Origin of the sequence: Collinsella sp. MSK.8.10, assembly GCF_019041915.1 — a bacterium.
GTDB lineage: Bacteria > Actinomycetota > Coriobacteriia > Coriobacteriales > Coriobacteriaceae > Collinsella.
In genome coordinates this window covers 82,302-106,762 of sequence record NZ_JAHPYF010000002.1, presented here as the reverse complement: position 1 = coordinate 106,762, position 24,461 = coordinate 82,302, and the positions used below count along the sequence as shown (strand labels likewise).

The following is a 24,461-nucleotide window of genomic DNA, read 5'->3' as shown; positions in this document are numbered from 1 at the left end:
AAATCTACCTTGTTTAGCGTAACAGCTCGGTGAGGTTGCGCTTAAAGCGGGCGCGGTCCTCGCTGGTGAAGGCTGCCGGACCGCGGGTGCGTCCCCCGGCGCGGCGCACCTTCTTTTCCTCGTGGCGAATAAACAGTTGCATGTCGATGGTCGCCTTATCGTAGACGCGCCCGCGCACGCCGATGGCGGCGGCATCGCGTCCGAGCACCATGCTCGCCAGGCCTATGTCCTGCGTCACGACCACGTCGCCAGCCTGCAGGCGCTCGACAATAGCAAAGTCGGCGCTATCGGCTCCCACACTCACATCGAGCGTCGTGACCCAAAAGCCCCGACGAGCGTGCTCGGCGTCGCGTGGATCGTCGCGGCGAATGTGGCGTTCCAGGTTCTGCGTGCTGTTGCCGGCGATAACGACGGCGACGCCCGCCCTCCGCGCGCAGTCGATCGACTCGCGCGTGACCGGGCAAGCGTCGGCATCAATAAAAAGCGTCTTTGGCATCTAGCGCACCAGTTTGCCAAATTGAATAGCGCGAACAATCAGCGTCACGCCAAACACCAGCAGCGCGGCGCCGCTAAAGATGACGAGCATCTTGGCCGACCACAGCGGATAGATAAACACGAACATGCCCGCGATGATGGAGAGTGCGCCGCTCAGGATGGCGAGGGCGCGGTTGGCGGAAAGCTCGGATTCCAGAATCGACATGACGCCCTCGACGATCCAGCCAAAGCCGGCGACGACCACTACAAGTGTGGTGAGCGTCGCGGTCGAGAAGGCCTGGTTGCGCAGGATTATGACGCCGCCCAGAATGATGAGCAGGTTGGAGATGATGCTCGTAACGCGCCAGCCGGTGGGCAGCAGCGGCTCGAAAACAGCGGTAAACAGCCTGATCGCGGCCGTGATCACAAAGTAGATGCCCAAGACGGTCGTCAGGAAGACGAGGGACTTGGCGGGCGCAAACAGCAGTGCGATGCCGGCGACGAGCGCCAAGACGCCCGTGATGGCGTAAATCCAGCGCACGGCCTTGACGGCCTTGCCTGCCATGCTTTTCTCGTCAAATCCAAACGCGCTCGATTGCTTGTCATCGTTCTTAAAGATGCCCATGATGTCTCCTTTCCGTGCAGCGTAAGCAGTAGCTCTTGCAACCAGTATCGCCCAAGGGCGCCGTCGTGTGGGGCGGGAAGGGCGAATGGGAGCCTCATCTTCCCGAATTGTTACCTTTGTTCCCGTTTGGATGTGGGATATTCAACAGGTGTAGAACATTATGCCGTTGAGTGTAATTGCCTACGTTTTAGGTTAGATTCTCCTAAGAACAATTGCCTTTTATTTGGGGGTTCCTATGAACGAAGCAGTTCCCGTGGTGCCGTTGAGCGCCGAGTCGATGGCAAGGCAGGGTTGCGAAAAGCTTGGCCTGGACACGTTTGACGCGCTGGTCCGCCGCGCCCGCACGTGCCGCCGATTTGACGAGTCCATGCGCGTACCGCGCGAGTTTTTGCTCGAGCTGGCGGAACTGGCGCACCTGGCTCCCTGCGGCGCCAATGCTCAGCGTCTGCGTTTTCATGTAGTGAGCGGTGCAGAGGACTGCGCGCGCGTATTTGATGAGCTCGCGTGGGCCGGTGCGCTTAAGGATTGGCCTGGTCCCGATGAGGGCGAGCGCCCGTCCGGCTACATCGCGATTCTTGCCGAGCGCGCTGTTCCGGGTAAGCCCGCCGCGCCCATCACCGAGGTCGACACCGGCATTGCCGCCCAGACGATGATGCTTGCCGCTCGCAGCGCCACGCCCGAGGTGGCGGCATGCATGTTCAAGGCCTTTACGCCCCGCGCAATCGATGCCATGGGGCTCGATAACGACAGATACGAGCTCAAGCTGATCATGGCTTTTGGCGTGCCATCCGAGACACAGGTGGTCGACGCGATCGACTCCAACCCGGATGGCTCTATCAATTACTGGCGCGATGAGGCGCAGGTGCATCACGTGCCCAAGCGTCCGCTTGCCGACGTGCTGCTGTAGTTGCGCGTCGTTGCGGCGCGATGTGGCGGCAAAACCACCACAAAGGCGCCTGTCACCTTTGTGGTGGTGCGAGGGGAGGGTGTGTGGCCGATTTGTATTTGGTGCGGCATGGACAGACCGAGCTCAATGTGAAGAACATTTTGCAGGGCTGGCACGATTCGCGACTTACGGCGCGCGGGCGCGAGCAAGCGCTGGCGACGCGTGCGACGTTCGGGGACCGCGGCGTGACCTTTGACCATGTGTATTCGTCTCCGTTGGGGCGGGCGCGGTGTACGGCCGAGCTTATCGTTGGCGAGGGTCGTTCCATAGAGCTGGTCGATGAACTGCGCGAGTGGCATTTGGGTTCGTTGGAGGGCACATCAAATCGCGAGATGCCTGCGCAGCCCTGGGGCGATTATCCGGTTGCCTTTGGCGGCGAGTCGGAAAGTGAGCTTCGCGCACGTATGGTCGCGGCACTGTCCCGCATCATGGCTCGGCCCCGGCACGACTGCGTGCTGGCCGTCTCCCACGGCTCAGCCTGTCAGGAGTTTCTTAGATGCGTGACTGGCGGGGGAGAGCAACCCGACAACGGTGCCGTGCTTCATTTTGGCTATTGCGACGGGGCGTTTTCGCTCTTGGGTTGGTAACAAACGAAAGGACCCCCTATGAATAAGGACCTGTATCTGGTCCGTCACGGACAGACGATATTTAACCTCAAGCGCATTATTCAGGGCTGGAGTGACTCGCCACTTACGCAGCTGGGATGCGACCAGGCGGCGCGTGCCGGCATGTTCTTGCGTGCGCGCGGCATTGAGCCCGATCATGCCTATACCTCGACACTTCATCGCACCGAGCAGACTATCGCCAACTTGTGGCCGGGCTTGGCGTACGAGCGCCTGGACGGCCTGCGCGAGTGGTTCTTTGGCGACTTTGAGGCCGAGCGCGTGATACTCATGCCCGAGCGCCCGTGGCGCGACTTCTATCGCCAGTTTGGCGGCGAGGGTCAGATGCAGGTGCGCGAGCGCATGGTGGCGACGTTGACCGAGCTTATGCAGCGTCCGGACCATACGTGCGTGCTCGCTGTAAGCCATGGCTCGGCTATCAAGGAGTTTATGGATCACGTGAAGGGCGCGGCGGCAGACGAGCGCGACCGTGTGCCGGGCAACTGCTCGGTACTGCATTTTGCGTTTGATGATGCGACGGATACGTTTGAACTGGTTGAGATCTTTACGCAGGAAGACTACGCGCGCGAGCTGGGGCTTGAGCCGCTCGTGGCGGCAGCAGGCCCGCAGCGCGGGTAGTGCGGGCATGGCGATGTGGATCGCCAACACCATTGCTCGATGTGAAAGGGGCGGGGATGCATGCGTATGCATCCCCGCCCCTTGTTTGTTGAGCTATCGAGTCTTTGTGCTGGGCGTTTAGACTCTGTTAGAACCGTGCGATCTGGTGGGTGAGCAAACCCGTCGGAACCTGCGGCGCGGCGCCGGCGACCTGCGCGGCGGGGAACAGTGCGGCAACGGTAAAGTTGAACGGCTCTTTGCCGGTGTACGTTCCGGCGGCGCGGGCCTCATCGGCCAGCAGCTGCGATGCCCCGGTCAGAGCGGTGGCGTAGGCGGGGTCGTCTGCCGGCGTCGGCTCCGGTGCCTGGTCGAGCATGGCTCGGATGGCGGCAACAGCGTCCTCGCGCTTGACTTCCCATACGCGATGCGTAATGCCGGTGGGGTCGGTGACGGCGTAGAGCGACGCACCCTCTTTGGCGCCACCCAGGATGATATCCATGACGGGCGAGGCCTCGTAAGCGAGCGACACGGGACGAGGCTGAACTTTGAGTTCGGCGATCGCGTGCGCAGCGGCGGCCACGTCAGCGCTGGCATCGCCCTTGCCGCCCGCAAATACACTCGTCGGGCAAATCGCCACGACGCCCGTCACACGACCCGGCTCACCCGAGCATTCGTACACGTAATACGCCGCGCCTGGATCCTTGAGCATTAGGCCGTCAGCAATGGCGCCGCGCAGGGCGTCGTTGCCGCTCAGGATACCGCCCATCTGCGGCAGCGCTTCGAGCACGCGGTCCTGAGCCGGGCGGATGCAGGGAAACGGAAGTGCTTTCATGGGCGGTCCTAACGCGCGAGTCGGTTTGTTCGCGGCCTATTATGCCCCAACTTGGCCATCTGCGCCCCAGAGCGTGTTGTCGGCGAGCGCGATGAGCACGTTTTGGCAGCGAACGATATCGGCATGGGGCACATATTCGTTGGGCTTGTGCGCGAGCGCGAGCGAGCCTGGGCCATAGCTCATGCAGTTGCGGTTACCCGTCTTGCCGGCAATGACGGCAGTGTCGGTGTAGCCGGTAAAGAAGCCGACGGCCGTGTCCATGCCCGTAACGCTGTCGGCGGCATGCTTGAGTGCAGCCAGAAGGGGAGAGTTCGGGTCGCGCTCGATGGCGGGGCGGTCGCCTGTCACGGTATAGCTGCCATGGCAGCCGGGGACCGCGGCCTCGGCGACGGCGATGGCCTGCTCTACCATGCGCGTCACGGTGGCCGTATCGGTCGGCGGGGTCAGGCGCATATCGACCCAGACCTTGGCGTGATCGGGCACGACATAGGGACGGTAGCCACCCTCGATCTGTCCAAACGTGATGGTCGATGGCCCCAGCTCATCGTGTACGGGCAGCGCCATGAACGCGCGGCGTAACGCGCAGACGACCTCGGCCATGGCGGCGACGGCATCCGCGCCCTTCCAGGGCTGGCTCGCATGCGCCGTCACGCCAGCCATTTCAATCTCGAACCACGTGCGCCCCTTGTGCGCTACCTGAATCTGTCTGTCGGTGGGCTCGGTATCCAGCACCCATTCGCGCGAGCATACCCATCCGGCATCGATGGCGGCCTCGGAGCCGCGCATAAAGTCCTCTTCGTCGACCGAGCAGATGAGCGAAAAGCCGCGGCGGGGCAGCGCGCCATCCGCCGCCACGCGCTCGAGCGTATGGACCAGTGCGGCAATGGCGCAGGCCAGGCCACCCTTCATGTCGCAGGCGCCCCGGCCATAGAGCTTGTCGTTGCGCACAACTGCCCCAAGCGGTGCGATGTCCGCGTCCCAGCCGTCGCCCAAGGTGACGGTATCCATGTGGCAGATGTAGACGAGCCGTGGCTCGTCGCTCAAACCGGGCACGGTGACCATGAGGTTGCGGCGTCCGGGGAGCACCTCGAGCTCCTCAACCCGTATGGCATCGAGTGTCGGGTGGTTCAACCGTGCCAGCCGTTCCTCAACCAGCGCTTTGATATACCGCTCAATTTCATCCTCATACGCGCCCGGGTCTGAGCTGTCAATCCGCACAAGCTCCTGCGCAAGCCGCCAGGCAAAGTCCTCATCAACCATATGCAACCTCACAATCAGTCTGCTTTCCAAACCGATTGTAAGCCTCCCGAGAGATTCGTGACATGCGCGCAGCAGTATTTACCGTTCGCAGGCCGAGCCAGCGCGTTTGCCGTCCGAGCGGGTTCACAAACGGCGCGGTGGGTACGTAGCCTTTATGGATGACATGTTGTGCGACATATCTGCCTTTCGGTATCACCGGATACCTCCACAGGTCTTGGCGATAATGCCGGACCTGCCCGATTCTGTAGACGATCCGCGCAGGGAGCATCTTTGTGAGCACCCGCTCGTCAAGCATTTCCTGGGCACCCCGTTACACGTGTTGGCGCAGGGCGGCTGCGGGCGTAAGGGCGATCGCATTGTCAGGCATGTTTGGAACGGGGAGAGGCCGTTTGATTCCGTGCGGCAGACAGAGTTTGGCCTCGATGTCGCGTCCCCACTCTTTACCCTGCTGTCCCTGGCTTCCTCGGTCTCAAACGAGCGTCTGATTATGTGCATGTATGAGATGTGCGGCACCTTTGCCGTGTGCAAGATTGCGCCTCAGGTAAAGTCGGCACTTGTGCAGGCATATGGGGGCCGGTGGGGTGGCGCACGGTTGGGCTGGGAAAACGTAAAGGATGTCTCGGGGAGTCCAACGGACTTGTGGAAACGACCGCCCTTGATCGAGCTCTCTGAGCTTGCAGAGTACGTCGATAAGATCCGGGGGCTCCGCGGCGCTAAATCGTTCATACGAGCCGCGAAATGCATTACGGGGGTGGTGGCATCGCCGCTCGAGGTCCAGGCATCGATGCTGTTTGGCCTTTCGAGGCTGCGCGGCGGCGAAGGGCTGCGCCTTACCAATAACGTTGAAATTCGTATGACGCGCAGCGCCCGCCTGATTTCGGGGCTTGATAGGCGCTATGCCGATATTTTGCTGGCAAATAAGGACGGTAGTCGAGAGTGTCTGGTTGAATGCCAAGGTAAAGCCATTCATGGATCCATAGAATCCAAGATTTCGGACTCCGACCGAACGACGGCGCTGCAAGCGATGGGATATCCCGTCGTTTTGATGACCTATGGTCAGCTGGCCGACTCCGATGCCTTCCGCGTGGTGATGGAGCTCATCATGTCCTATCTCGATGTGCCGCTGAAAGACAAGACACCGCGGCAGCAGGAGCTCGAACGGCGGCTTCGTGAGGAGATTTTTATCAATTGGGCGGAAATGTAGTCGCGCGGGTGGAAAACGGTCGCGTGAACTAGAGTTTTGGGCGCGAAAAAGGCTTCAGTTTCGCCTTGGAAGGGCTTTAAAAATACTATCCAAAACAAGTTGTTTCGGAAAATCGACAGTCAACTTGAATGTGATATATAGAGATCGATTTTTACCTACTAAAGCCCCTGATAAAGCTATTAATCAAGGCAGGTGTGCTCAGTGATTTGGGTGGGACTGTCGATTATCCGAAAAAACTTATTTTGGATAGCATTTTCAAAACTAGCCGGAGCAACGAAATCGGCCCCCGTTTCGTTAAAACGGGGGCCGAATGGGCTTCATGGACTGCCTCGCAGGCTTGGCGCCGGCGCTATTTGATCACGCGCACGCGATACATCGACGGAATCTGCTTGAGCGCCTCGATGGTGCTGCTGTCCAGGTGCTCGTCGGTGTCGAACATGGTGTAGGCGTTCTCGCCGGCAGACTCGTTGGTCATACGCTGCACGTTGGCGTTGTCCTTGGCCAGGATTGCCGTAATCTGGCCGATCATGTTGGGCACGTTGGCGTGCAGGCAGGCGATGCGGCTCGCGGCGCGCGCCTTGCCCATGCTGCAGGCGGGGTAGTTGACGCTGTGCGCGATGTTGCCGTTCTCCAGGTAATCCTTGAGCTCGCTGATGGCCATGTCGGCGCAGTTGGCCTCGGCCTCGCCGGTGCCGGCGCCCGAGTGCGTGGTGATAAACGTATTGGGCATCTTGACGGTCTTGGGCGTGGCAAAGTCGCAGCTAAACCAGCTGAGCTTGCCCTCGCGCAGGGCAGCGTCGACGGCGTCCTCGTCAATGATGGTTTCGCGCGCGTAGTTGATGAGGACGGCGTTGGGTGCCAGCAGGTTAATCTGCTCGGTGCTGATCATGCCGATGGTGTCGGCCTTGCTGGGCACGTGCACGGTGAGGTAGTCGCAGCCGCGGCAGAGGTCCTCGAGCGTGCCCACACGCTGCACTTCGCGGCTCAGCACCCACGCGTGTTCGACGGAAATGAACGGATCGTAGCCGTAGACATCCATGCCCAGATCGACGCAGGCGTTGGCGACCTTGGAGCCCACGTTGCCCAGACCGATGACGCCGATGCGCTTGCCCTTGAGCTCGCGGCCCACAAAGGCCTTCTTGGCTTTCTCGGCATCGACCTGGATTTCGGGATCGTCGGCGTTGTCGCGCACCCAGTTCATCGATTGCACTACGCCGCGGCTCGAAAGCACCAGCATGCCCAGGACAAGCTCCTTGACGGCGTTGCTGTTGGCGCCGGGGGAGTTAAAGACGACGACGCCTTTCTTGGCGTACTCCTCGATGGGGATGTTGTTGACGCCGGCGCCGCAGCGGGCGATGGCGCGGATGCCCTCGGGCAGCTCGTAGCCGTGCAGGTCGGTCGAGCGCATCAGGATGGCGTCGGCCTCCTCGGCGGTGCTTACAAACTCGTAGCCCTCGCCAAACTCGACTTTGCCGTCTTTAGTGATGTCGTCGATGGTCTTAATCTTACGCATGGAAAAACTCCTTAGCAGGTTTTGATCTAAGCAGGGTGGTCTGAGGTGGCTGGTCGGCCCGCGTGTTGCGGACTAGTTAGATCGCGGACTCAAACTATGCTGTGCTTCGAAGTCCTTCATGTACGAGGCCAGTGCCTGCACGTCTTCCATGGTTACGGCGTTGTAGACGCTGGCGCGCATGCCGCCCACCAGGCGATGGCCCTTGACGTTTTGAATCTGGTGCTCGGTCGCGCCTGCGACAAAGGCCGTATCGAACTCGGCGTCGCCGGTGCGGAAGGTGACGTTGGCGATGGAGCGGCTGTCGGCCTGCGCAGTGCCATGGAATAGCTCGCTGCGCTCGAGCAGGTCGTAGAGCAGGTTGGCCTTGGCCCAGTTGCGCTCGGCCATGGCGGCAAGTCCGCCGGTCTGCTCAACCCAACGGAACACCTTGCCGCACACGTAGATGCCAAAGGTGTTGGGCGTGTTGAGCATGGAGCCCTTGGCGGCCTGGGTCTTAAGGTCCATGTACTGCGGCGTCTGCGCAAAGGCCGGGCCGTCGGCGATCAGGTCGTCGCGCACGATGGCCACGGTCACGCCCGCAGCGCCGGCGTTTTTCTGCGCGCCGGCGTAGATGAGTCCGTAGCGCTCGACGTCGAGTGGCTGCGACAGGAAGCAGCTCGAGACATCGGCGACCAGTGGCACGTTGCCGCACTCGGGCAGCTCGTGGAACATGGTGCCAAAGATGGTGTTGTTCTGGCAGATGTAGACGTAGTCGAGCCCGTTGCCCGCGGCCTCGGCGGCAATGCGCGCGTTGATGTCGGCCATGTTGGGAATGCGGTCGAAGTTGGTGTCCTCGGAGCTCGCGAGCAGCACGGCCTCGCCGTACTTGGCGGCCTCCTTGTACGCTTTGTTGGCAAAGTTGCCGGTCACGACGTAGCCGGCGCGGCCGCGGCGCATGAGGTTCATGGGGATGCCCGCAAACTGCAGCGTGGCGCCGCCCTGCAAAAACAGGACGCGGTAGTTGTCGGGGATGCTCAGCAGGCGGCGCAGGGTTGCCTCGGCGTCGTCGATAATCTGCTGGTACATGCTAGATCGATGGCTCATCTCGAGCACGGACATGCCGCAACCGCGGTAGTCCATCATCTCGTCGGCGATCTCGGCGAGCACGCTTGTGGGCAGTGCAGCCGGGCCAGCTGAGAAGTTGTGCACACGTGCCATCTTCTAATCTCCCTCGTAGTCGTTTGAACGTTCGGGATACTTTAGCACAGTGGAGCGCCAGGCGCGACCGCATCACGGTAAAACCCGAGTGTGCCGCTATGATTTATAGGATGGTTACATGGGGGGGGGAGGCTACTTGAGTAGTTTGAATCTACTCAAAGGGTTCTTTCGATGGTCCTCGATTGCCAGGATGCTGATGTTTCGCTGCTCAACATCCACGTGGTAGTACACGCCGTAGTGCGCGCAAAAGAAGACCCTGCAGTCAATGGGCGGAAAGGCCGCCTGATAGTAGGGGTCGTATTCTTCGCCAAAATAAGGATGCTCGGCTAGAAAGTCGATGAGGTTGCCGATTCTGGCGTAGACTCGCTCCGAAGGAATTTCGGCATATGCATAGAGTGCCTCGTCAGTCATGACAACATCAAAAGGCTTATCAAGTTCGTCGAGCTCCGAGTAGAACTCGACGTCTGCGTTATCCAATTTCATGGCGAGCTGCCCTGATGCGATCCGCATCTGCCTTGGCCTGTTTCCAGGGCCGCACACGACCGTTCACTAAGTCGTCGTAGCCACGCATGATGGCTCGCTGGATGCGTTCTTCGCGCTCCTGAATGGCGGTTAGTGCGCGCGTCTGCTCGTCATAGGCCTCGGCATCCATGACGACAAGCGATGCCGACCCGTTTTTGGTTAGGTAGACGGGCTCTTTGGTTTGGTGGCAGCTATCTGCTATGGAACCAAAGTTGCGTTGCAGATCGGAAATAGGCTTTACGACAGGCATATGAAACTCCTTACATAGAATCATATGTACAGTTTTATGATGATTATAGCGCAAAGCCAAATGAGAACATGAGCGATCAGCCTTGCTTGTCCTATCTGATGGCAGAAAGACGTGTATGACGCGCGGCGTGACCGCGCGACAGGTCCATTTTAATTGCCTTGGTGCCAAGGAAAATGAAAGGGCCTTCAAGCGTGCGTGACTGCCGTTCACCGATTAAAACTACCGCTCATCTGCATATGCACAGTTGATTTGTTGCACAACAAAATGTTGCTAAACAAAAACACGCGCAAGTGGCGTATCAAGTAATCATTGGCATAGTTCTTCCTTATTTCCAATACGGCCAGTAGGTTGTTTGGGGAATCTTGGGGGTCGTTTCTGTATGAATAAAAATGCTACGAGCGCTGCAAATGATTCGATGGACGTAGTCGCGTACTACGAGTCACTTATTTTAGATGCGGTCGCGCAGGCCGATGCTCCGCTTCACGAAGCGTTGGTACGCTCGAGCGTGTATCGCACCATTAATGACTCATACGAGCGCGCGCTGGCCCAACTATATACATGGCGAACTTTTGTATGCCAACGGCGAGTACAGCATGGCGCCTGATGCGGCCGTGGAGGCAGCGGGGCCGGTGCCTTCGGATTTCGTCGAGTCCAACGCTGTCGAGCTTGAAGTCGTTGATACCGGAGATGTTGACGATGCTACTGTTGATGGCGAGGCCGCTGAGTCTGAAGCAATTGACAATGCCTTCGTTGATGACGAGGACACCGAGTCCGAAGAAGCTGTGCTTGAGGCTGCCGAAGGCGATGCGCTTGAGGTTGTCGAGGATACAGGCGAGCTAGAGGATTCCGAACACGTTCAGCCCGAAGCGGATGAAGTCGCAGAAATTGAATCCGTCGATGTGGATGTGCCGGAGCCGATGGACGCTCAGCCCGAGTTCGCGGAGCCTCCTGCCCCTGAGCCCCCTGCACCTATGGCTTGCGGCCCCATTTCGTTGCGCGCAGATTCGACCCTTGTGCAGTTGAAGGTTAATGGGCGCAGCTGGCCTATCCCCGTTGCCGTGGGCGTTTCGTATGACAAGAAGCCGGCCGACGGCCTGTCCCTAATGGGATACGAGCCGCCGACGGAGCCTGTGGCGACCGCCGAGCAGTCGGCTGAGCAGCAAGAGCCAGTGCAGGCAGAGCAAGGGGAGTCCATCCAGCCCGGACGTCCCGAACCCACGCTGTCTTCCGAGCCGCACCAGCTGTCCATTTCCTTCTCCGAAAGTATTGAGACCGCGAAGGCCGTTGCTGAGTCCGAACCGGTCGCCGAGCCTGCACCGGTCGCCGAGCCCGCACCCGCCGCCGAGCCTGAGCAGCCCGCGCTTGCGCTCGAGTGTGAACCCGAGCCTTCAAACGAACTCGCGTCCGTTGAAGAGCCTGAGCCCGAGCTTGAGGCCATGCCCACATCCGCGCTAGAGCCTTCCGAGGATGCCGTTAAAAAGCTCGAGCGTCCCAAGTACCTGAGCGGTTGGGATGACCCGCGTTGTGTGTTTGATACCGAGACCCAGGTTGCCTTCCTCAACAAGCAAGAGATTCACGATGTATTTGACCTCGTGCGCAAGTTGGGCAAGACTGAGGACGAGGCCTTACGCACTGCTTTCGAAAAGCATCTTACCGCCTATGCTTTGCCGCTTTCTCCGCAGTATCGCGCGCAGGTGCCGGAGCTCGGCAGACTATCGGGCAATGCGAGGCTGGTGTTTGACGTCTTTGGTAATTTGCGCAGCATTGAGCGCGATTGTCGTGCCTTCGCCAACGTCAAAGGACCGATTACCGAAACGCTCAGCACGGTGTATACGCGCGACGGCGCGCCGCTTTCGCTGTGGAACCTTTCGATTACTCCGGCAATTCAGCGCAAATTAAAATGGAACCTTAATATCTACGACTTGCCCGAGCTACTCACTTATAGCGCTTCTAGGCTGCGCTCGGGGGGCCTCGCTCCCGCCGAAGTGCGCTCGATTGTCGCTGCTTTGAAAGATTGGCCAGCGGGGAGTTTGCAACTGGCAAGAATCAAGTATGAGATGGAGCTTGCCCGTCAAGCGGCGATAGGAGGTTGGTATCCGTCGGTCAATACGCCCGTTGAACGTGCTATAGCTATAAACCGCCTTGCCGACGAAACAGTGCTTGAGTTGCGAAAAGAGCGCCTGTCCGTAAACGAGCCCTCTTTCCGCCTACTTTTCTGCACCAGATTGGCGGGTAAGCTTGCGGAGGGTTACAGCGAAAAGTATTCTGTCAAATTGACACTCAATGAGTTCAAAAACGAATACCCCGCCTTTAATGCGGCCGTAATAACGTTCAAGCGTCTGAACTTTGAGGCTCCTCATGATCGGGAAGATATTGATGCGGCCGATACTGACTCTGTCTGCACAGACGCTAATCCTGTGGATACCGTTATTGCACCGTCCAGCGTGACCCAACCGAGCAATCAGCCCGATGCCCAGGCCCAATCTCGCACGACGGCATCCTCTGGTGAGCTCAAGCGGCCGCAGGTTCAGAACCTTACGGTTGGGCAGGCGCTCAAGCTGGCCATCGACCCGGATGCTGCAAAGTTCAACAGGTGGTTCGCTGACCTTGCATACCAGGACCGCACCCTGATGGGCTATATGCTCATCGAGAACAATCCGGCTAAATGGGCCGGCAGCATCGGAAGGCCTTCCAGCTATATTGGGGTGCGTTACGATGCGCTCATGGAAGGTCGTCCAACGTTTGACGTCGATACATTTGGTCCGCTCTTCCATGTGTATAAGCTGACCGCCGAGGAGTTTTACGGCCTTACGCAAACCGCGCAGCCTGCATTCCTTTATATGAAGCGCATATACGGACAGGGCACCATCCCGCTTAAATATGCAAGGGTCGATAAGGACCTTGCGCCGTCTGTTTGCGATGTGGTTCGCGCGTACTTTGCGAGCATGGAAGCCGAAAACGCTGACGAGCCGGCTGGGGAGGGGACCGCGCCTGCGGAGCAGGCTATCGCGCCGACGCCCGAGCCCGAGGCCGAGGCTGAGACGGCCGTCGCACCCGAGCCCGAGCCTGCGACCGAGCCCGAGCCAGACCAGATGCCTGACCCTGCCGCTCCGGAGCCAACTTCCGCCCCGGCCCCACAACAGCCGGCAAAGCCCTTTACCAGCAAAATCGAAGACCTCACCGGCAAAGGCCCTATGTCTATCGAGGCGTGGCTGGCGGTGCTTCCCGCCGACGATGCCGACCTGCTGCGCTGGGTCTTTAGCGACAAGCCCCTTATGGATTACCCTCGCAAGCCGGCCGGACTCGGTTCTCTGCGTCGACGTCGTGATGACCTGATCAGCAGCCGTCCGCAATTGGACGAGGATCAATTTAGTTCGTTTTACACGTGTTACGACCTTACCGTGGAGACGTTTTGCGAGATAACACAGGCGTCTCCGATGGCCTTTGGCTATCTGAAGGCCATTAAAGTCTCGAACAGGTTTAGTCTTCGCCGCGCCGCCAATGATCCGACATTGCCGCAGGAGTGGCGTGATAGGATAGCGCAGCTGCACCGCCGTCCTGCCGCGGATACGCCTCGAGCGCCTGTAAACATCGAAAAGGACAACGCCTCTCGGCTCGAGCAGATTGCGCGTAAAAAGCTGGGCAGCTTCTCCACTCGCTGCGCCGCGCTGCGTGCCTTTGCCGAGACCGGAGCTGTTGAGGAATATCACACGCTCAAAGACATCCGCATCAAGTACCAGCGGTTTTTGAATGATAACAAGTGCGGCTTTAAACAGATGTTGGTGATGCCTTCCGAAGACACCAAGTGCCTTAACGAATTACGCGGCACCGGAAGTTTTTTGGTGGCGCATGGCAACAAGATACGCTCCTACAAGATTGACAACCGCCTTACGTCCGAGTTGCGTCGGGTCTTAACGCTCGCCGCCGGGCGCAATATCGAGTGCGGCGCGGGTCTTATCCTGCGCGAGAACAAGGAGTTGTGCGACCTATACGACGTGCGTGATGACGAGGAGCTCTACGAGATTATCCGCACGTACGTGCGCCCGGATACGGTGCACGGTTTGCGGACGGTTATGCCCCCCGTGATACGCTTGGGCGAGACGGATCGCAAGCGTCAGATGCTCGATGTGCTGCGCGACGCGGGCACCGAGCTGTCGCGCGAGGAGTTTGCCCAGCGCTACGCGGACAAGTACTGCATAGACACGAAGACGGTTCGCAGTAACTACCTGCGCGACATGAACGCATATCTGCGAAACGATCGCTACTCGTATGTCGATGTCGACCTTTCTGCCGAGCAGCAACAATTCATCAAGGACATGGTGACCGAAGACTATGTATCGCTGCCGTACGTCAGGGCGAGCTTTATTGCTAAGTTTGGCTCCACGTCCGGTCGTCTCATTAACGATCAGACGCTCGCGCCCCTGGGCTTGGAGGTCTCGAGGGACCTGATCGTTAAAAAGGGCGTTGACCTGCGGAAATCGTTTGAAAATCTGCTTATGTCGCGCGATAGCTTTGCCTATGGAGCGCCGGGGTTTGGCGATGAAGTCATTAACCACCAGGACTTTAGGCTGGCAATAGCTCAGCTGCTACGCAACTTCACCTTTATCGAGTGTAATCACGGTTCATTTATTTCGCTCAAGCACCTAGAGGAGTCGGTGGGAATTCGACGTACAGACCTAAGCTCATATGCATATGCCGTTTTTGGTCGTACGGAGCCGGGCGTGCCATTTACAGTGGCAAGCCTGCGCAAACAGGGCTTTGAGCACAAACTCGATACTGTGGCAGAGGAGTGTGGCTTTGACGATGCGTTTTTCGACTCGATTGTTGTGTACGGGCTGCCGCAAGAACAGATTAGGCGCACCCGCTTTGGCGGCACCTACATGTTCTGCCGAAAGGAAGGGAGTTTCTCCATTGCCGACGCGGTCGAATATGTCGCCAAGCAAAGGGGCCCCATTGGTGTAGACGACCTTATCGATGCGTTTCAGGACGATTACGGTGTGGTCGTTACCGCTTACGACATCAACAGGGCGGTCAAGGACAAAGACCTGTTCTACAACGAGGACCTTGACATGGTTATGCCCAACAAGGAAGCGAATGCAGCTTACCTGCGCGAACTGTATATCAAAAACAACCAATAGGAGGAAACAGACATGAACCTGCTCGAGATGATCGGCGACGGCGTCAACATTAAACCGACCGGCGCCAACCACAAGATTGTGATCGACGGCAAGCCCGAGATGTATCCCGTTTACAGCATTAAGCTCGAGTTCCTGCGCTACAACGTGCAGAACGACCGTATTGCCTCCTGGATTAGCCGCTACAAGGCCGAGCATGGCGAGAGTGCATTTAACGAGCTGGATGTTGCCGCCTGCAATGACATCATCGAGGGCTTTATCGTCGACAGCAACAAGGATGCCATCGAAAAGACGCAGCGTAGCATTGCCCTGCGTTCGCAAGAGCGTCCCGGCGTGGTGCTGGCCGACGGCCTGATCGTCGACGGCAACCGTCGCTTTACCTGCCTGCGTCGTCTTGCCGCCGAAAACCCAAGCTTTGGCTGGTTTGAGGCTGTTATTCTTCCCGAGAGCCTGGGTAACGATTCCAAGAAGATCAAGATGCTGGAGCTTTCGATCCAGCATGGCGAGGAAGAGAAGGTTGGCTACGACCCGGTCGACCGCCTGGTGGGCATCTACAACGACATCATCAGCTCCAACTTGCTCTCGAAGGAGGAATACGCCCAGTGCATTGGCGTTGAGCCCAAGGAGCTCGAGAAGGAGATTGTAAAAGCCCGCTATATGAACGAATTCCTGGAGTTTGCCAACGCCAAGGACCAGTTCCACCTGGCGCGCGAGCTCAAGGTTGCCGGCGTTATCAACGACCTGCAGGGCGTCCTAAAAAAGTGCAAGAGCGACGATCAGGAAGAGGACGTTAAGAACATCGTCTTTGCCAACATGATTGCCGAACCGCAGGGCGACATCGTGCGCTTTGTCCGCAAGATGAAGCCGATTCTGGAAGGCCCCGATGCGGACCGCTTTATCGAGCGCGAAAACGAGCTGGCCTTTGAGGTTGCCGAGCGCCTGAAGAACAAAGAGGTCGTGACCTCGACCGACATCGCCGAGATTCGCGACGATGTTCAGCTGGCGACGACCTTCCGTGAGGTTATGGAGTCGGCCGAGAACACCACCAAGATGAACAAGGCCCTCAAGTCGCCTTCGCTTTCGATTATCCGCGCCATCAAGGACCTCGATCAGGTGGAGGAGTCCACCTTTGGCCTGCTGCCTGCGGATGAGATCGCCAATATCGCTGCCGAGGTTGCCAAGCTCGAGGCCAGGGTGCATATGATCAAAGACAAGATTGCGTACAAGATGGGCGGCGAGGAAGCCTAAATGAAACTCCGCCTCTCGTATAGCGACGGCATTTCCGTCGTGCCGCTCGACATGACGGTTGAGCAGCTGCGCCGCGAGCCAGTCTGGAAGATTCGGCTTTCGGCGCTGCGCCGCTATGCGCCGAGCTATCGAGAGGCGGACGTGCTCTTTTCTCTGGGGATTGACGATCCAGGCGCCAGGCGCGTTGTTGAGCTGCTGCAACAGGCGGCAAACTTTGGCGTGGACTGCGAAATTGACCCCGACTTGTTGCGAGGCCTTACGGCGCGCGAGGACTATCTGCGTGAGAAGGCGCGCGTGGGCCTGCTGATCAAGGCGCACGACGCGTCGGTGGCCGATCGCTTTGATGAGTTCTGTCGCGCCGAGGATATCCTGATGCAGCGCCCGCTCAAGGATCGCCAGCTGTGGGACGCGTTCTTTATGAGCGCCATGGGCCGCAGCGCCAATTTCTCCGTTCCCGGTTCGGGCAAGACGGCTTCGGTCCTGGGCACGTATGCGTACCTGCGCGAGCGCGACCTGGTCGACCGCATCATCGTACTTTCGCCTAAGAATGCCTTTGGCTCGTGGCGTGATGAATGGGCGGCTTGCTTTGGAGCCGACCGCCCGTTGCGCTCGCTGTGCTTCCACGACCCCGAGTTTCGCGGTCGTTCCACGCGCGATAAGTGCAGCACCCTGCTGTTCGACTACAAGCGCTACGACATGATTTTGCTCAATTACGAGTCGGTCGCGCTGGGGGAGGCGGCCGCTCGCATTGCGGCCGATCGCGCCCTGGTGGTGTTTGACGAGGTGCATAAGGTGAAGCGCGTGGGCGGTAAGCGCGCGGCGAGTGCCGTGCAGATTGCCGCGGCGGCGCCGTACTTTATCGCGCTCACCGGTACGCCGATCCCCAACTCGTTTGAGGACCTATATAACCTGCTCCACTGTCTATGGCCGCGCGATTACAGCTGGTACTTTGGTTTGAGCGCCAATTCGCTCAGGTCGACGAGCGAGGACGACGTTGAGCATATCAACGAGTCCATCGCGCCGTTCTTTTGTCGCACCAACAAGTACCAGCTGGGCGTTCCTCAGGCCAACGAGGACCATTTGGTCGATGTGCCGGTGGACCGTTGGGAGCAGCAGCTGTTCCAAAAGGTGCTACGTACGCTTTCGGGCGAGCCGTTCGAGATGATTATTCGCCTGCTGCAGCTTTCGTCCGACCCGCGTATGCTGGCCGAGGACCTGAGTGCCGGCGACTATGCCGACCTGTTCGATGGCGAGGTGCTGGCGGGTGCGGGCAAGGCACTGGAAGGGCTGCAGGTGGATGACCGGCCCACAGCCAAGATGGTAGCCTGCCTGGACCTGGTCGAGTCCCTGGTAGCCCAGGGCAAGTCGGTCATCGTGTGGTGCATCTTTAAGCGCAGTATTCGCAAGGTGGTGCATGAGCTGCACGAGCGTGGCATTACGGCCCGCGCCATTAGCGGTGGCACCGACATGCCCGCGCGCGCCCGCGTCATCGATTCGTTTAAGGCGGGGGAGACGAGCGTGTTGGTTACCAACCCACATACGCTGGCAGAGTCGGTCTCGCTCCACAGCGTGTGCCACGACGCCGTCTACTTTGAGTGCAGCTACAACCTGGTGCACCTGCTGCAGTCCAAAGATCGCATTCACCGCTTGGGCCTGCCGCAAGAGCAATACACGCAGTATCACTACCTGCGCGCTGTGTACGAACGCCGCGGTGGGCCCTGGTCGCTCGACCGCAATATCTACGAGCGATTGCAGCACAAGGAACAGGTCATGCTCGACTCGATCGACCGCGGCACGTTGGAACCCGGCTATACCGACGAGCGAGATCTGGAGCTCGTGTTTAAGGGCCTGTTTGATGACGAAGAGCAGCGGAGCGAGGTCAACGACCAGGACGCCGCGGACGATACGCAAGAACGCAAGGAGATGTAAACGATGCAGAAAGCCTTTCCCATCTTTGCCATGGAGCTGTTTTGCGATGGCTGGCTGTTTTTGGAGCATTCGGATGTTACCTGGGACGGGTCGTCGCACGCTCTTAAGCGTGTTCGTATCAACGCGGACAAAAGCTTATGGCTCCTGAGCCATACGCGTGAGCATTTTAATGATGTTCCGAGCAACATCGATCTGTGCCAATACGTCGGTACCACGCTAGAAGAGCTCGAGAAGCATGCCGAGCCGGTTGTTCCCCGCGACGTTGTTTCGCCCCGTCTGCAGTTGCTGTTTGAGGGCGACTTGACGCCGATTACGCTGGTGCAGCTCATGTGTGTGGGCGACTGGCTTTCGGTACGTCAAGGCAATGAGGGCGAGATTCGCGTTACCTACGACGAACGTCTGGCTCAGCAGATTTCCGGGTTCGGCCTGTTTATGGCGAGCTTTGTCGAGTCGCTTTGCTCTCAGAGCACTATGTTGAGTGACGGATCGGTTGCCACGGTGTTTGAGGCAAGGCCGGCAACGGAGCCTGGCATATGCGCGTTTTTGGAGATGGATGATGCGGTTTCCGCGGAGCCCGAACCCGAGGATGCGCTCGGTGTTGAACGGGAGCCCGAGCCCGCGCTCGAAGCGACGCCTGAACCTAGCCCCGAGGTGTCGCCTGAGCAGGTGTCCGAGACGGCACCAGAGCTCGAGCCTGACATTGAGCCCGAGTCCGAGCTTGAGCCAGGGCCTGCATCGGAACCTGTCCCCGAGCCCTCTGCAAAAGAGCAGGAAAAGCAGCGCATCGCAAGGGAGGTAAAGGCAGCGCGCGACAAGATGGAGTTGCTGGACAAAGTACGAGGCAAGCTGCTCAACCGGCTGCTGGTGCTGCGCCGCGAGTATCCAGATCTTTCCAATCAGAGCGGTTCCAATCAGATTAAGGAATTGAGCGCGCAGGTGGATTGGCTCGACGACCAGCTCCGCGACGCGCGCCTTGCCTACGCCAAGACCAGCCACGCGTCCATACAAGCACTTAAGGAGCTGGGGCAGTAAGGCAGCAACAACCCCCACGGCCCGGTACTTAAACGGTATGATTGGAAGGCATGTTTGCATCGCCCCGATGCAAATAAAAAGGCCCGAACCCTTGGAGTGTGTCCTGTGGATAACACCGACAAAATATCGCTGGGAGGCGTGCTCACGCGCGAGCAGTTTTTACTGCCCGAGATGCGCATCGTCGCAGCATTGCGCCTGGAGGGCGTGAGCGACGACGAGATCATCGCGCGCGTTAAGCACGACAACCTGTTTCAGTATCCCACCGAGCGCATGCTGGCCGATCGCGCCCGCGTGTGCCTGCGCCGCTTCGATGCCGTAGCGCTCGACGAGGCGCAGTGCGCTGCCCGCAGCATCGACAAGGACACCGCCGACCAAGCGGCCACGCGCATCATGGACCTCATCGCCAACGGCATGCCCGACCAGGCAGCCCAGGCAAACCTATTTGCCATGATGTGCCGCTACGTCATGGTCCGCGAGTTCATCCAAGTGGAGATTGGCGAGCGTATGGCCAACTTCGACTACACCTTTACCGACGTTGACCTTAACGCGTTTCTCACCCGTTTTCAGGTTGAGCATGCCGAGGCCGTCAAATGGTCCGATGCCACGCTGGGCCGTATAAAAAGCACCCTGCGTCAGATTCTGCGCAGCGCCGGTTTTAAGGCATCGCAGCGCACCGACGCGCTCCAGCCCCTGCTGCTCGACCCCGACGTGGAACAGGCCATCCGCGACCTGGGAGACATGGACGCTCTGGCCGCTCTCGCCGGGCAGGTGATGTAGACATGGCAATAAACCAGCCGCACATTCGCCCGCGCAACCGCGCCGAGCGCATACATGAGGACTTTGACCATCGCCGCGAGGTGCTGCGCGAGCGTCTGCAAGATCAGGACTTCTTGGCCAACAAGGGCATTGGCAACGAGATCGGCTTCTACACGTTTTGCTACGACCCTTCGCTGGAGTTTGAGTGCCGCGCCTATGTGGACGAGCTCATGGCAGACGCCCAGGCTGGCAAGCTGCCGTGCAATCTGGAGATCTTTAACCTGTACGACGTGATGCTCGACATCTGCGAGCAGCGCCGCATCCTTCGTGCGATTCCCCGGCGTGAGGCAAAGGTCGGCTCGGAGGCCCAGATCAAAGAGCTTCAGAAGCCCTGCAGCTCCAAGAGCTTTGCCCAGTACCTCCTGGAGCATACCCAGCCACATCAGCCCGGCGACGTGATCTTGCTCACGGGCGTGGGCGAGGTCTTTCCGCTGCTGCGCGTGCATAACCTGCTCAACGACATGTTTGCCGATTTCGAAACCGTGCCCGTCGTCGTCATGTACCCCGGCAGCTTTGATGGCTACCAGCTCAAGTTGTTTAACAGAGAGAGCGCCAGTAACTATTACCGCGCGTTCGATATTTCTTAGGAGCGACAGATGATCATCCAAGACCTGTTTTCCAAGGACATCAACCGTTCCATCAACGGCGTCGTTAAGGTGCAAGATGCCAGCGACGACTCGGTTCGCCAAGAGCTCGACGAGTACGTGGTGACGCGCGAACTGCGGGGCCATTTCTCTCGCTTCTTTGACTCTTACGAGCGTGCAATTGACGAGCCCACCGATAAGATCGGCGTTTGGATTAGTGGCTTCTTTGGCTCAGGTAAATCGCATTTCCTTAAGATGCTCTCGTATTTGCTGCAAAACGATGAGGTCGCCGGTAAGCCCGCCATCGATTACTTCGAGGACAAGATTTCGGATCCCATGGTGGCCTCTAAGATGCGCCGCTGCTGCAACGTTCCTACCGAGGCAATTCTGTTTAACATTGACAGCAAGGGCGGCCATTGGAAAGAGGGCGATACCTTACGCACGGCTCTGCTGCGCACCTTTGAGCGTGTGTTCTTTGAGCATCTGGGCTTTTTTGGCGAGGATCTTAAGCTTGCGCGTCTAGAGCGACATATCGACAGCAAGGGCAAGACACAGGAGTTCCGCGCTGCCTACGAGCGCATCGGCCGTGGTAACTGGCTCGAGGACCGCGAGAGCTATAGCTACTTTGAGGACGCCATCGTCGAAGTCCTGCAAGAGGTCTTGGGCATGAGCGAACAGACCGCACGTCACTGGTTCGATGGTTCCGAGGATGACGTTATCGCTTCTGATGCCTTTGTTAACATGGTTAAGCAATATGTTGACAAGCGCGCTGCGGAATACGGTGGCGAGTTCCGTCTATTGTTTATGGTTGACGAAGTGGGTCAGTTTATTGGCTCCGATGCTGGTGTCAGCAAGGACCTCATGCTGTCACTGCAGACACTTGTGGAGGGCTTGGGCAATCGCTGCGGCGGTCGCGTGTGGGTCATGGTGACCAGCCAGGAAGCCATTGATGGAAACGCGATGTTCGTTGGCAGCGACTTTTCCACGATTCAAGGTCGTTTTAACACGCGTCTTTCGCTCTCCAGTTCCAGCGTGGACGAGGTTATCCAGCGCCGCGTGCTGCAAAAGAACGATGCCGCCTCGGCAAAGCTCCAGCAGGGCTACGATGCCCAGAGCGCCGTACTCAAAAATATATTTGCCTTCGACGGCTCGCGTAGCGACCTGATCGGCTACTCCAGTCGCAAAGACTTTACGGACAGCTATCCCTTTGTGAACTATCAGTTTAAGGTGATGCCCGACGTTATGACCGAGGTGCGCAAGCACGGCGTCAAGGCTAAGCACATGTCCACGGGCGAGCGCTCCATGCTCTCGGCCTTCCAGGAATCGGCCCAGGCTATCCAGGCCCAGGAGGTAGGCGCGCTGGTGCCCTTCTGGCGCTTCTTTGATACTATCGCCAAGGATTTGGAACATGGTGTGATTCAGACGGTGACGCGTGCCGAGCGTGCAGCGGAAGACGGTCTTGGCCTTCAGACCGAAGACGTCAAGATTCTTAAGCTGTTGTACTTGATCCGCTATATCGATTACATCAAGTCTAATATCGAGAATATTTCCATCCTTATGGTCGATCGTATGGACGTGGACAAGGTCGCTCTTAAGAGCTGCGTTAAAGATTCGCTCGACCGCCTGGTCCGCGAAAACTATGTGGCACGTCAGGGTGATACCTACAATTTCCTTACCGATGAGGAGCAGCGCATCTCGCGCATCATTAACGATACGTCGGTGGATGCGGCCCTGATTATCGAAGGTATTAAAAAGACAATCTTCGAAGGCGTCTATAAAGATAAAAAACTGCGCGTGGGAGCAAATGATTTCCCCTTTGATCGCTATGTGGACGATTCGGCCTATGGCGTGGTTCAAGGCGGTATGAAGCTTAACGTGGTCACAGTGGCAAACGACCTCTCACGTGCCGATGATGCCGAGCTTGCCGTTAAGTCTGCCAACATTGCGCTGGTGGTGCTTGCCGACGACGTGGACTACTTCGATGACCTGCAGAATGCGGCTAAGATTCGCAAGTACCGCAAGACCATCAATACCGAGGAGCTGCAGCCTTCGACCCAGCAGATTGTCCAGGCAAAGATGAAAGAGGCCTCGTACGCCGAGCGCGAGGCGACGGAGCTGCTGAAAGAGGCCGTGTTGCACGCCCGCGTGGCCGTAAACGGCTCCATGGTCAATATTCGCGCTACCAAGCCTGCTGACGTGTTCGAGCAGGCCTTGTCCAAACTGACGGATGCCATCTTTACCAAGGCCGACTGCATTGCCGACCCCGCCAAGACCGATGAGGACATTCGCGCCACGCTGCGCGGTGCCAACCAGGTGGCGCTCGACGGCCAGAGCTCCCAGAACGCCCGCGCCGAGAAGGAGGTCGCGGACTTTTTGCATCTTCAGACGCGTATGTCGCTTAACACGACCATGGGCGACCTGCAGCGCAAGTTCCAGAACGCTCCCTATGGCTGGCGCGAAATCGACATTGCCAACGTGGTGGCTCAGCTGGTGGTTTCGCAGCGCGCGACCATTACGGCTGCCGGCGCCAATGTTGCTCCTGCTGACCTGCGTATGGTAACCCTTCTGCGCAAGGATGCCGACAAGGCCCAGGTGCGCGAGCGCATTAAGATGAGCGATGAGCTCATCAAGAAGGTCAACAGAGTGCTGCGCGAGACCTTCGATGCCAAGCGTGACATTTCCAACGAGGACGAGCTTACCGCCACGGTGGTCGATACGCTTACGGGCTACAAGAACGAGTGCGTGGAGCTCACGAACAACAACTTTACGGGCCTGGCCCCGGCCTATCCGTATCCGGGCCTAAAGGTGCTGGAGGACGGCATTAAGCTGACCACGCGCCTGCTGGATAACCGGAACGACGCCCAGACGCTGTTCAACGCCTTTGTAAAAGCGCAAGACGATCTGGATGACTGGAAAGAGGACTACGACCAGGTCACGTTCTTCTTTGAGAGCCAAAAGCCCGTCTTTGATAAGGCTGTTGACTTTATGGGCCTTATGAAGGACGAGGGCTTCTACATGGACTCTAACGCCCAGGCGGTGGAGGCCAACAAGCGCATTGAGCAGATTCTTAAGAACCCGCGTCCGTACCGCGAGGTCCGCGAGCTCCATGAACTGATGAAACCGGTCATGGCTGCCCATAAGCAGATGGTCGATGCCAAGCGCAAGGAGATGCTGGACGACATTACCGCACAGATGGCCCAGGTGCACGAGTATGCCCAGAGCCAGGACGGCTATGCCAAACTGGCCGAGCACACCATCGAGGACGCCGGCCGCATGGCAAAGACGTTCGAAGGCCGTGCGCACGGCGCCACCAAGGCCAGTGAGCTTGCCGCGCTCAAGCAGCAGCTGATTGAGTATTGCGACCGCGCATGCGAAAAGATCGATACAGCCATCGAGGAGGAGAAGGCCCGCCAGCAGCGCGAGAGCCGCCGCAAGGAGGTCACGTCCACCGGCGAGATTGTTACCACGATCAAGGACAACGACAAGGATGCCCCGGCGACCGCGAAGCCCGAGCTTGCGCCCGCGCCCAGGATTAAAAAGCTGCGCCTGGCCGAACTGGGCGAGCGCAAAAAGCTAGAGAGTGAAAGCGACATCGACGCCTACCTTGGTCAGCTTCGCGCACGCCTGCTTGCCGAGTTGCAGGGCAACGACGCCATTCGTCTGAGCTAGCCAAG

Annotated in this window: 19 protein-coding genes; 11 read left to right on the top strand and 8 right to left on the bottom strand. The window is 58.7% G+C overall.

The annotated features are described in order from the left end of the window. Window positions 1–13: 13 nt before the first annotated feature. Both KTF55_RS03570 and KTF55_RS03565 read right to left on the bottom strand, forming a co-directional pair. A complete protein-coding gene (locus KTF55_RS03570) occupies window positions 14–496 on the bottom strand; it encodes a DUF188 domain-containing protein (RefSeq protein WP_217107961.1) in 483 nt (160 codons plus the stop codon). After that, a complete protein-coding gene (locus KTF55_RS03565) occupies window positions 497–1,099 on the bottom strand; it encodes an HdeD family acid-resistance protein (RefSeq protein WP_117583774.1) in 603 nt (200 codons plus the stop codon). Between the two features lie 235 nt (window positions 1,100–1,334). Here KTF55_RS03565 and KTF55_RS03560 point away from each other — a divergent pair, with 235 nt between their 5' ends. From KTF55_RS03560 to KTF55_RS03550, 3 genes are all read left to right on the top strand, one after another. Beyond that, entirely contained in the window at window positions 1,335–2,006 is a 672-nt protein-coding gene (locus KTF55_RS03560; protein WP_217107960.1) for a nitroreductase family protein, read from the top strand. A gap of 83 nt (window positions 2,007–2,089) precedes the next feature. Beyond that, window positions 2,090–2,632, top strand: coding sequence for a histidine phosphatase family protein (locus KTF55_RS03555; protein ID WP_226790533.1), 543 nt, complete (start codon window positions 2,090–2,092; stop codon window positions 2,630–2,632). Window positions 2,633–2,650: 18 nt separating this feature from the next. Further along, entirely contained in the window at window positions 2,651–3,286 is a 636-nt protein-coding gene (locus tag KTF55_RS03550) for a histidine phosphatase family protein (RefSeq protein WP_217107958.1), read from the top strand. 127 nt (window positions 3,287–3,413) lie between these two features. On the opposite strand, the gene KTF55_RS03545 is transcribed toward KTF55_RS03550, so the two are convergent. Both KTF55_RS03545 and KTF55_RS03540 read right to left on the bottom strand, forming a co-directional pair. Further along, window positions 3,414–4,097: a DUF1015 family protein gene (locus KTF55_RS03545; RefSeq protein WP_217107957.1), complete on the bottom strand. Its 684-nt coding sequence runs from the start codon at window positions 4,095–4,097 to the stop codon at window positions 3,414–3,416. 39 nt (window positions 4,098–4,136) lie between these two features. Then, complete coding sequence (locus KTF55_RS03540) at window positions 4,137–5,357, bottom strand: M20 family metallopeptidase (protein ID WP_217107956.1); 1,221 nt, start codon at window positions 5,355–5,357, stop codon at window positions 4,137–4,139. A gap of 223 nt (window positions 5,358–5,580) precedes the next feature. Between KTF55_RS03540 and KTF55_RS03535 the strand changes: the two genes are divergently transcribed. Further along, window positions 5,581–6,561 carry a hypothetical protein gene (locus KTF55_RS03535; protein ID WP_217107955.1) on the top strand — a complete coding sequence of 327 codons (981 nt, stop codon included), beginning with the start codon at window positions 5,581–5,583 and terminating at the stop codon, window positions 6,559–6,561. Window positions 6,562–6,910: 349 nt separating this feature from the next. Here KTF55_RS03535 and KTF55_RS03530 read toward each other — a convergent pair whose 3' ends face one another. The 4 genes from KTF55_RS03530 to KTF55_RS03515 all read right to left on the bottom strand — a co-directional run bounded on the left by KTF55_RS03530 (window position 6,911) and on the right by KTF55_RS03515 (window position 10,043). After that, complete coding sequence (locus KTF55_RS03530) at window positions 6,911–8,074, bottom strand: phosphoglycerate dehydrogenase (protein WP_217107954.1); 1,164 nt, start codon at window positions 8,072–8,074, stop codon at window positions 6,911–6,913. A gap of 72 nt (window positions 8,075–8,146) precedes the next feature. After that, complete coding sequence (serC, locus tag KTF55_RS03525; protein ID WP_217107953.1) at window positions 8,147–9,271, bottom strand: 3-phosphoserine/phosphohydroxythreonine transaminase; 1,125 nt, start codon at window positions 9,269–9,271, stop codon at window positions 8,147–8,149. 132 nt (window positions 9,272–9,403) lie between these two features. Then, window positions 9,404–9,754: a type II toxin-antitoxin system RelE/ParE family toxin gene (locus tag KTF55_RS03520; protein WP_217107952.1), complete on the bottom strand. Its 351-nt coding sequence runs from the start codon at window positions 9,752–9,754 to the stop codon at window positions 9,404–9,406. Then, window positions 9,741–10,043: a type II toxin-antitoxin system Phd/YefM family antitoxin gene (locus KTF55_RS03515; RefSeq protein WP_217107951.1), complete on the bottom strand. Its 303-nt coding sequence runs from the start codon at window positions 10,041–10,043 to the stop codon at window positions 9,741–9,743. Before KTF55_RS03515 ends, KTF55_RS03520 begins: the two co-directional genes overlap by 14 nt. A gap of 593 nt (window positions 10,044–10,636) precedes the next feature. On the opposite strand from KTF55_RS03515, the gene KTF55_RS03510 reads away from it, so the two are divergent. From KTF55_RS03510 to brxC, 7 genes are all read left to right on the top strand, one after another. Continuing rightward, a complete protein-coding gene (locus KTF55_RS03510) occupies window positions 10,637–15,181 on the top strand; it encodes a hypothetical protein (protein WP_217107950.1) in 4,545 nt (1,514 codons plus the stop codon). A 12-nt stretch (window positions 15,182–15,193) separates the two neighbouring features. Then, window positions 15,194–16,426, top strand: coding sequence for a hypothetical protein (locus KTF55_RS03505; protein ID WP_217107949.1), 1,233 nt, complete (start codon window positions 15,194–15,196; stop codon window positions 16,424–16,426). Then, window positions 16,427–18,355, top strand: a complete 1,929-nt coding sequence (locus KTF55_RS03500; RefSeq protein ID WP_217107948.1) for an SNF2-related protein — start codon at window positions 16,427–16,429, stop codon at window positions 18,353–18,355. Window positions 18,356–18,358: 3 nt separating this feature from the next. Next, window positions 18,359–19,387, top strand: a complete 1,029-nt coding sequence (locus KTF55_RS03495; RefSeq protein WP_217107947.1) for a procyclic acidic repetitive family protein — start codon at window positions 18,359–18,361, stop codon at window positions 19,385–19,387. A gap of 105 nt (window positions 19,388–19,492) precedes the next feature. Beyond that, a complete protein-coding gene (locus KTF55_RS03490) occupies window positions 19,493–20,164 on the top strand; it encodes a DUF1819 family protein (protein WP_217107946.1) in 672 nt (223 codons plus the stop codon). Between the two features lie 2 nt (window positions 20,165–20,166). Next, window positions 20,167–20,790 (top strand): DUF1788 domain-containing protein, encoded by a 624-nt coding sequence (locus KTF55_RS03485; RefSeq protein WP_217107945.1) that lies wholly within the window; start codon window positions 20,167–20,169, stop codon window positions 20,788–20,790. A 9-nt stretch (window positions 20,791–20,799) separates the two neighbouring features. Next, a complete protein-coding gene (gene brxC, locus KTF55_RS03480) occupies window positions 20,800–24,456 on the top strand; it encodes a BREX system P-loop protein BrxC (RefSeq protein WP_217107944.1) in 3,657 nt (1,218 codons plus the stop codon). Window positions 24,457–24,461: the final 5 nt, after the last annotated feature.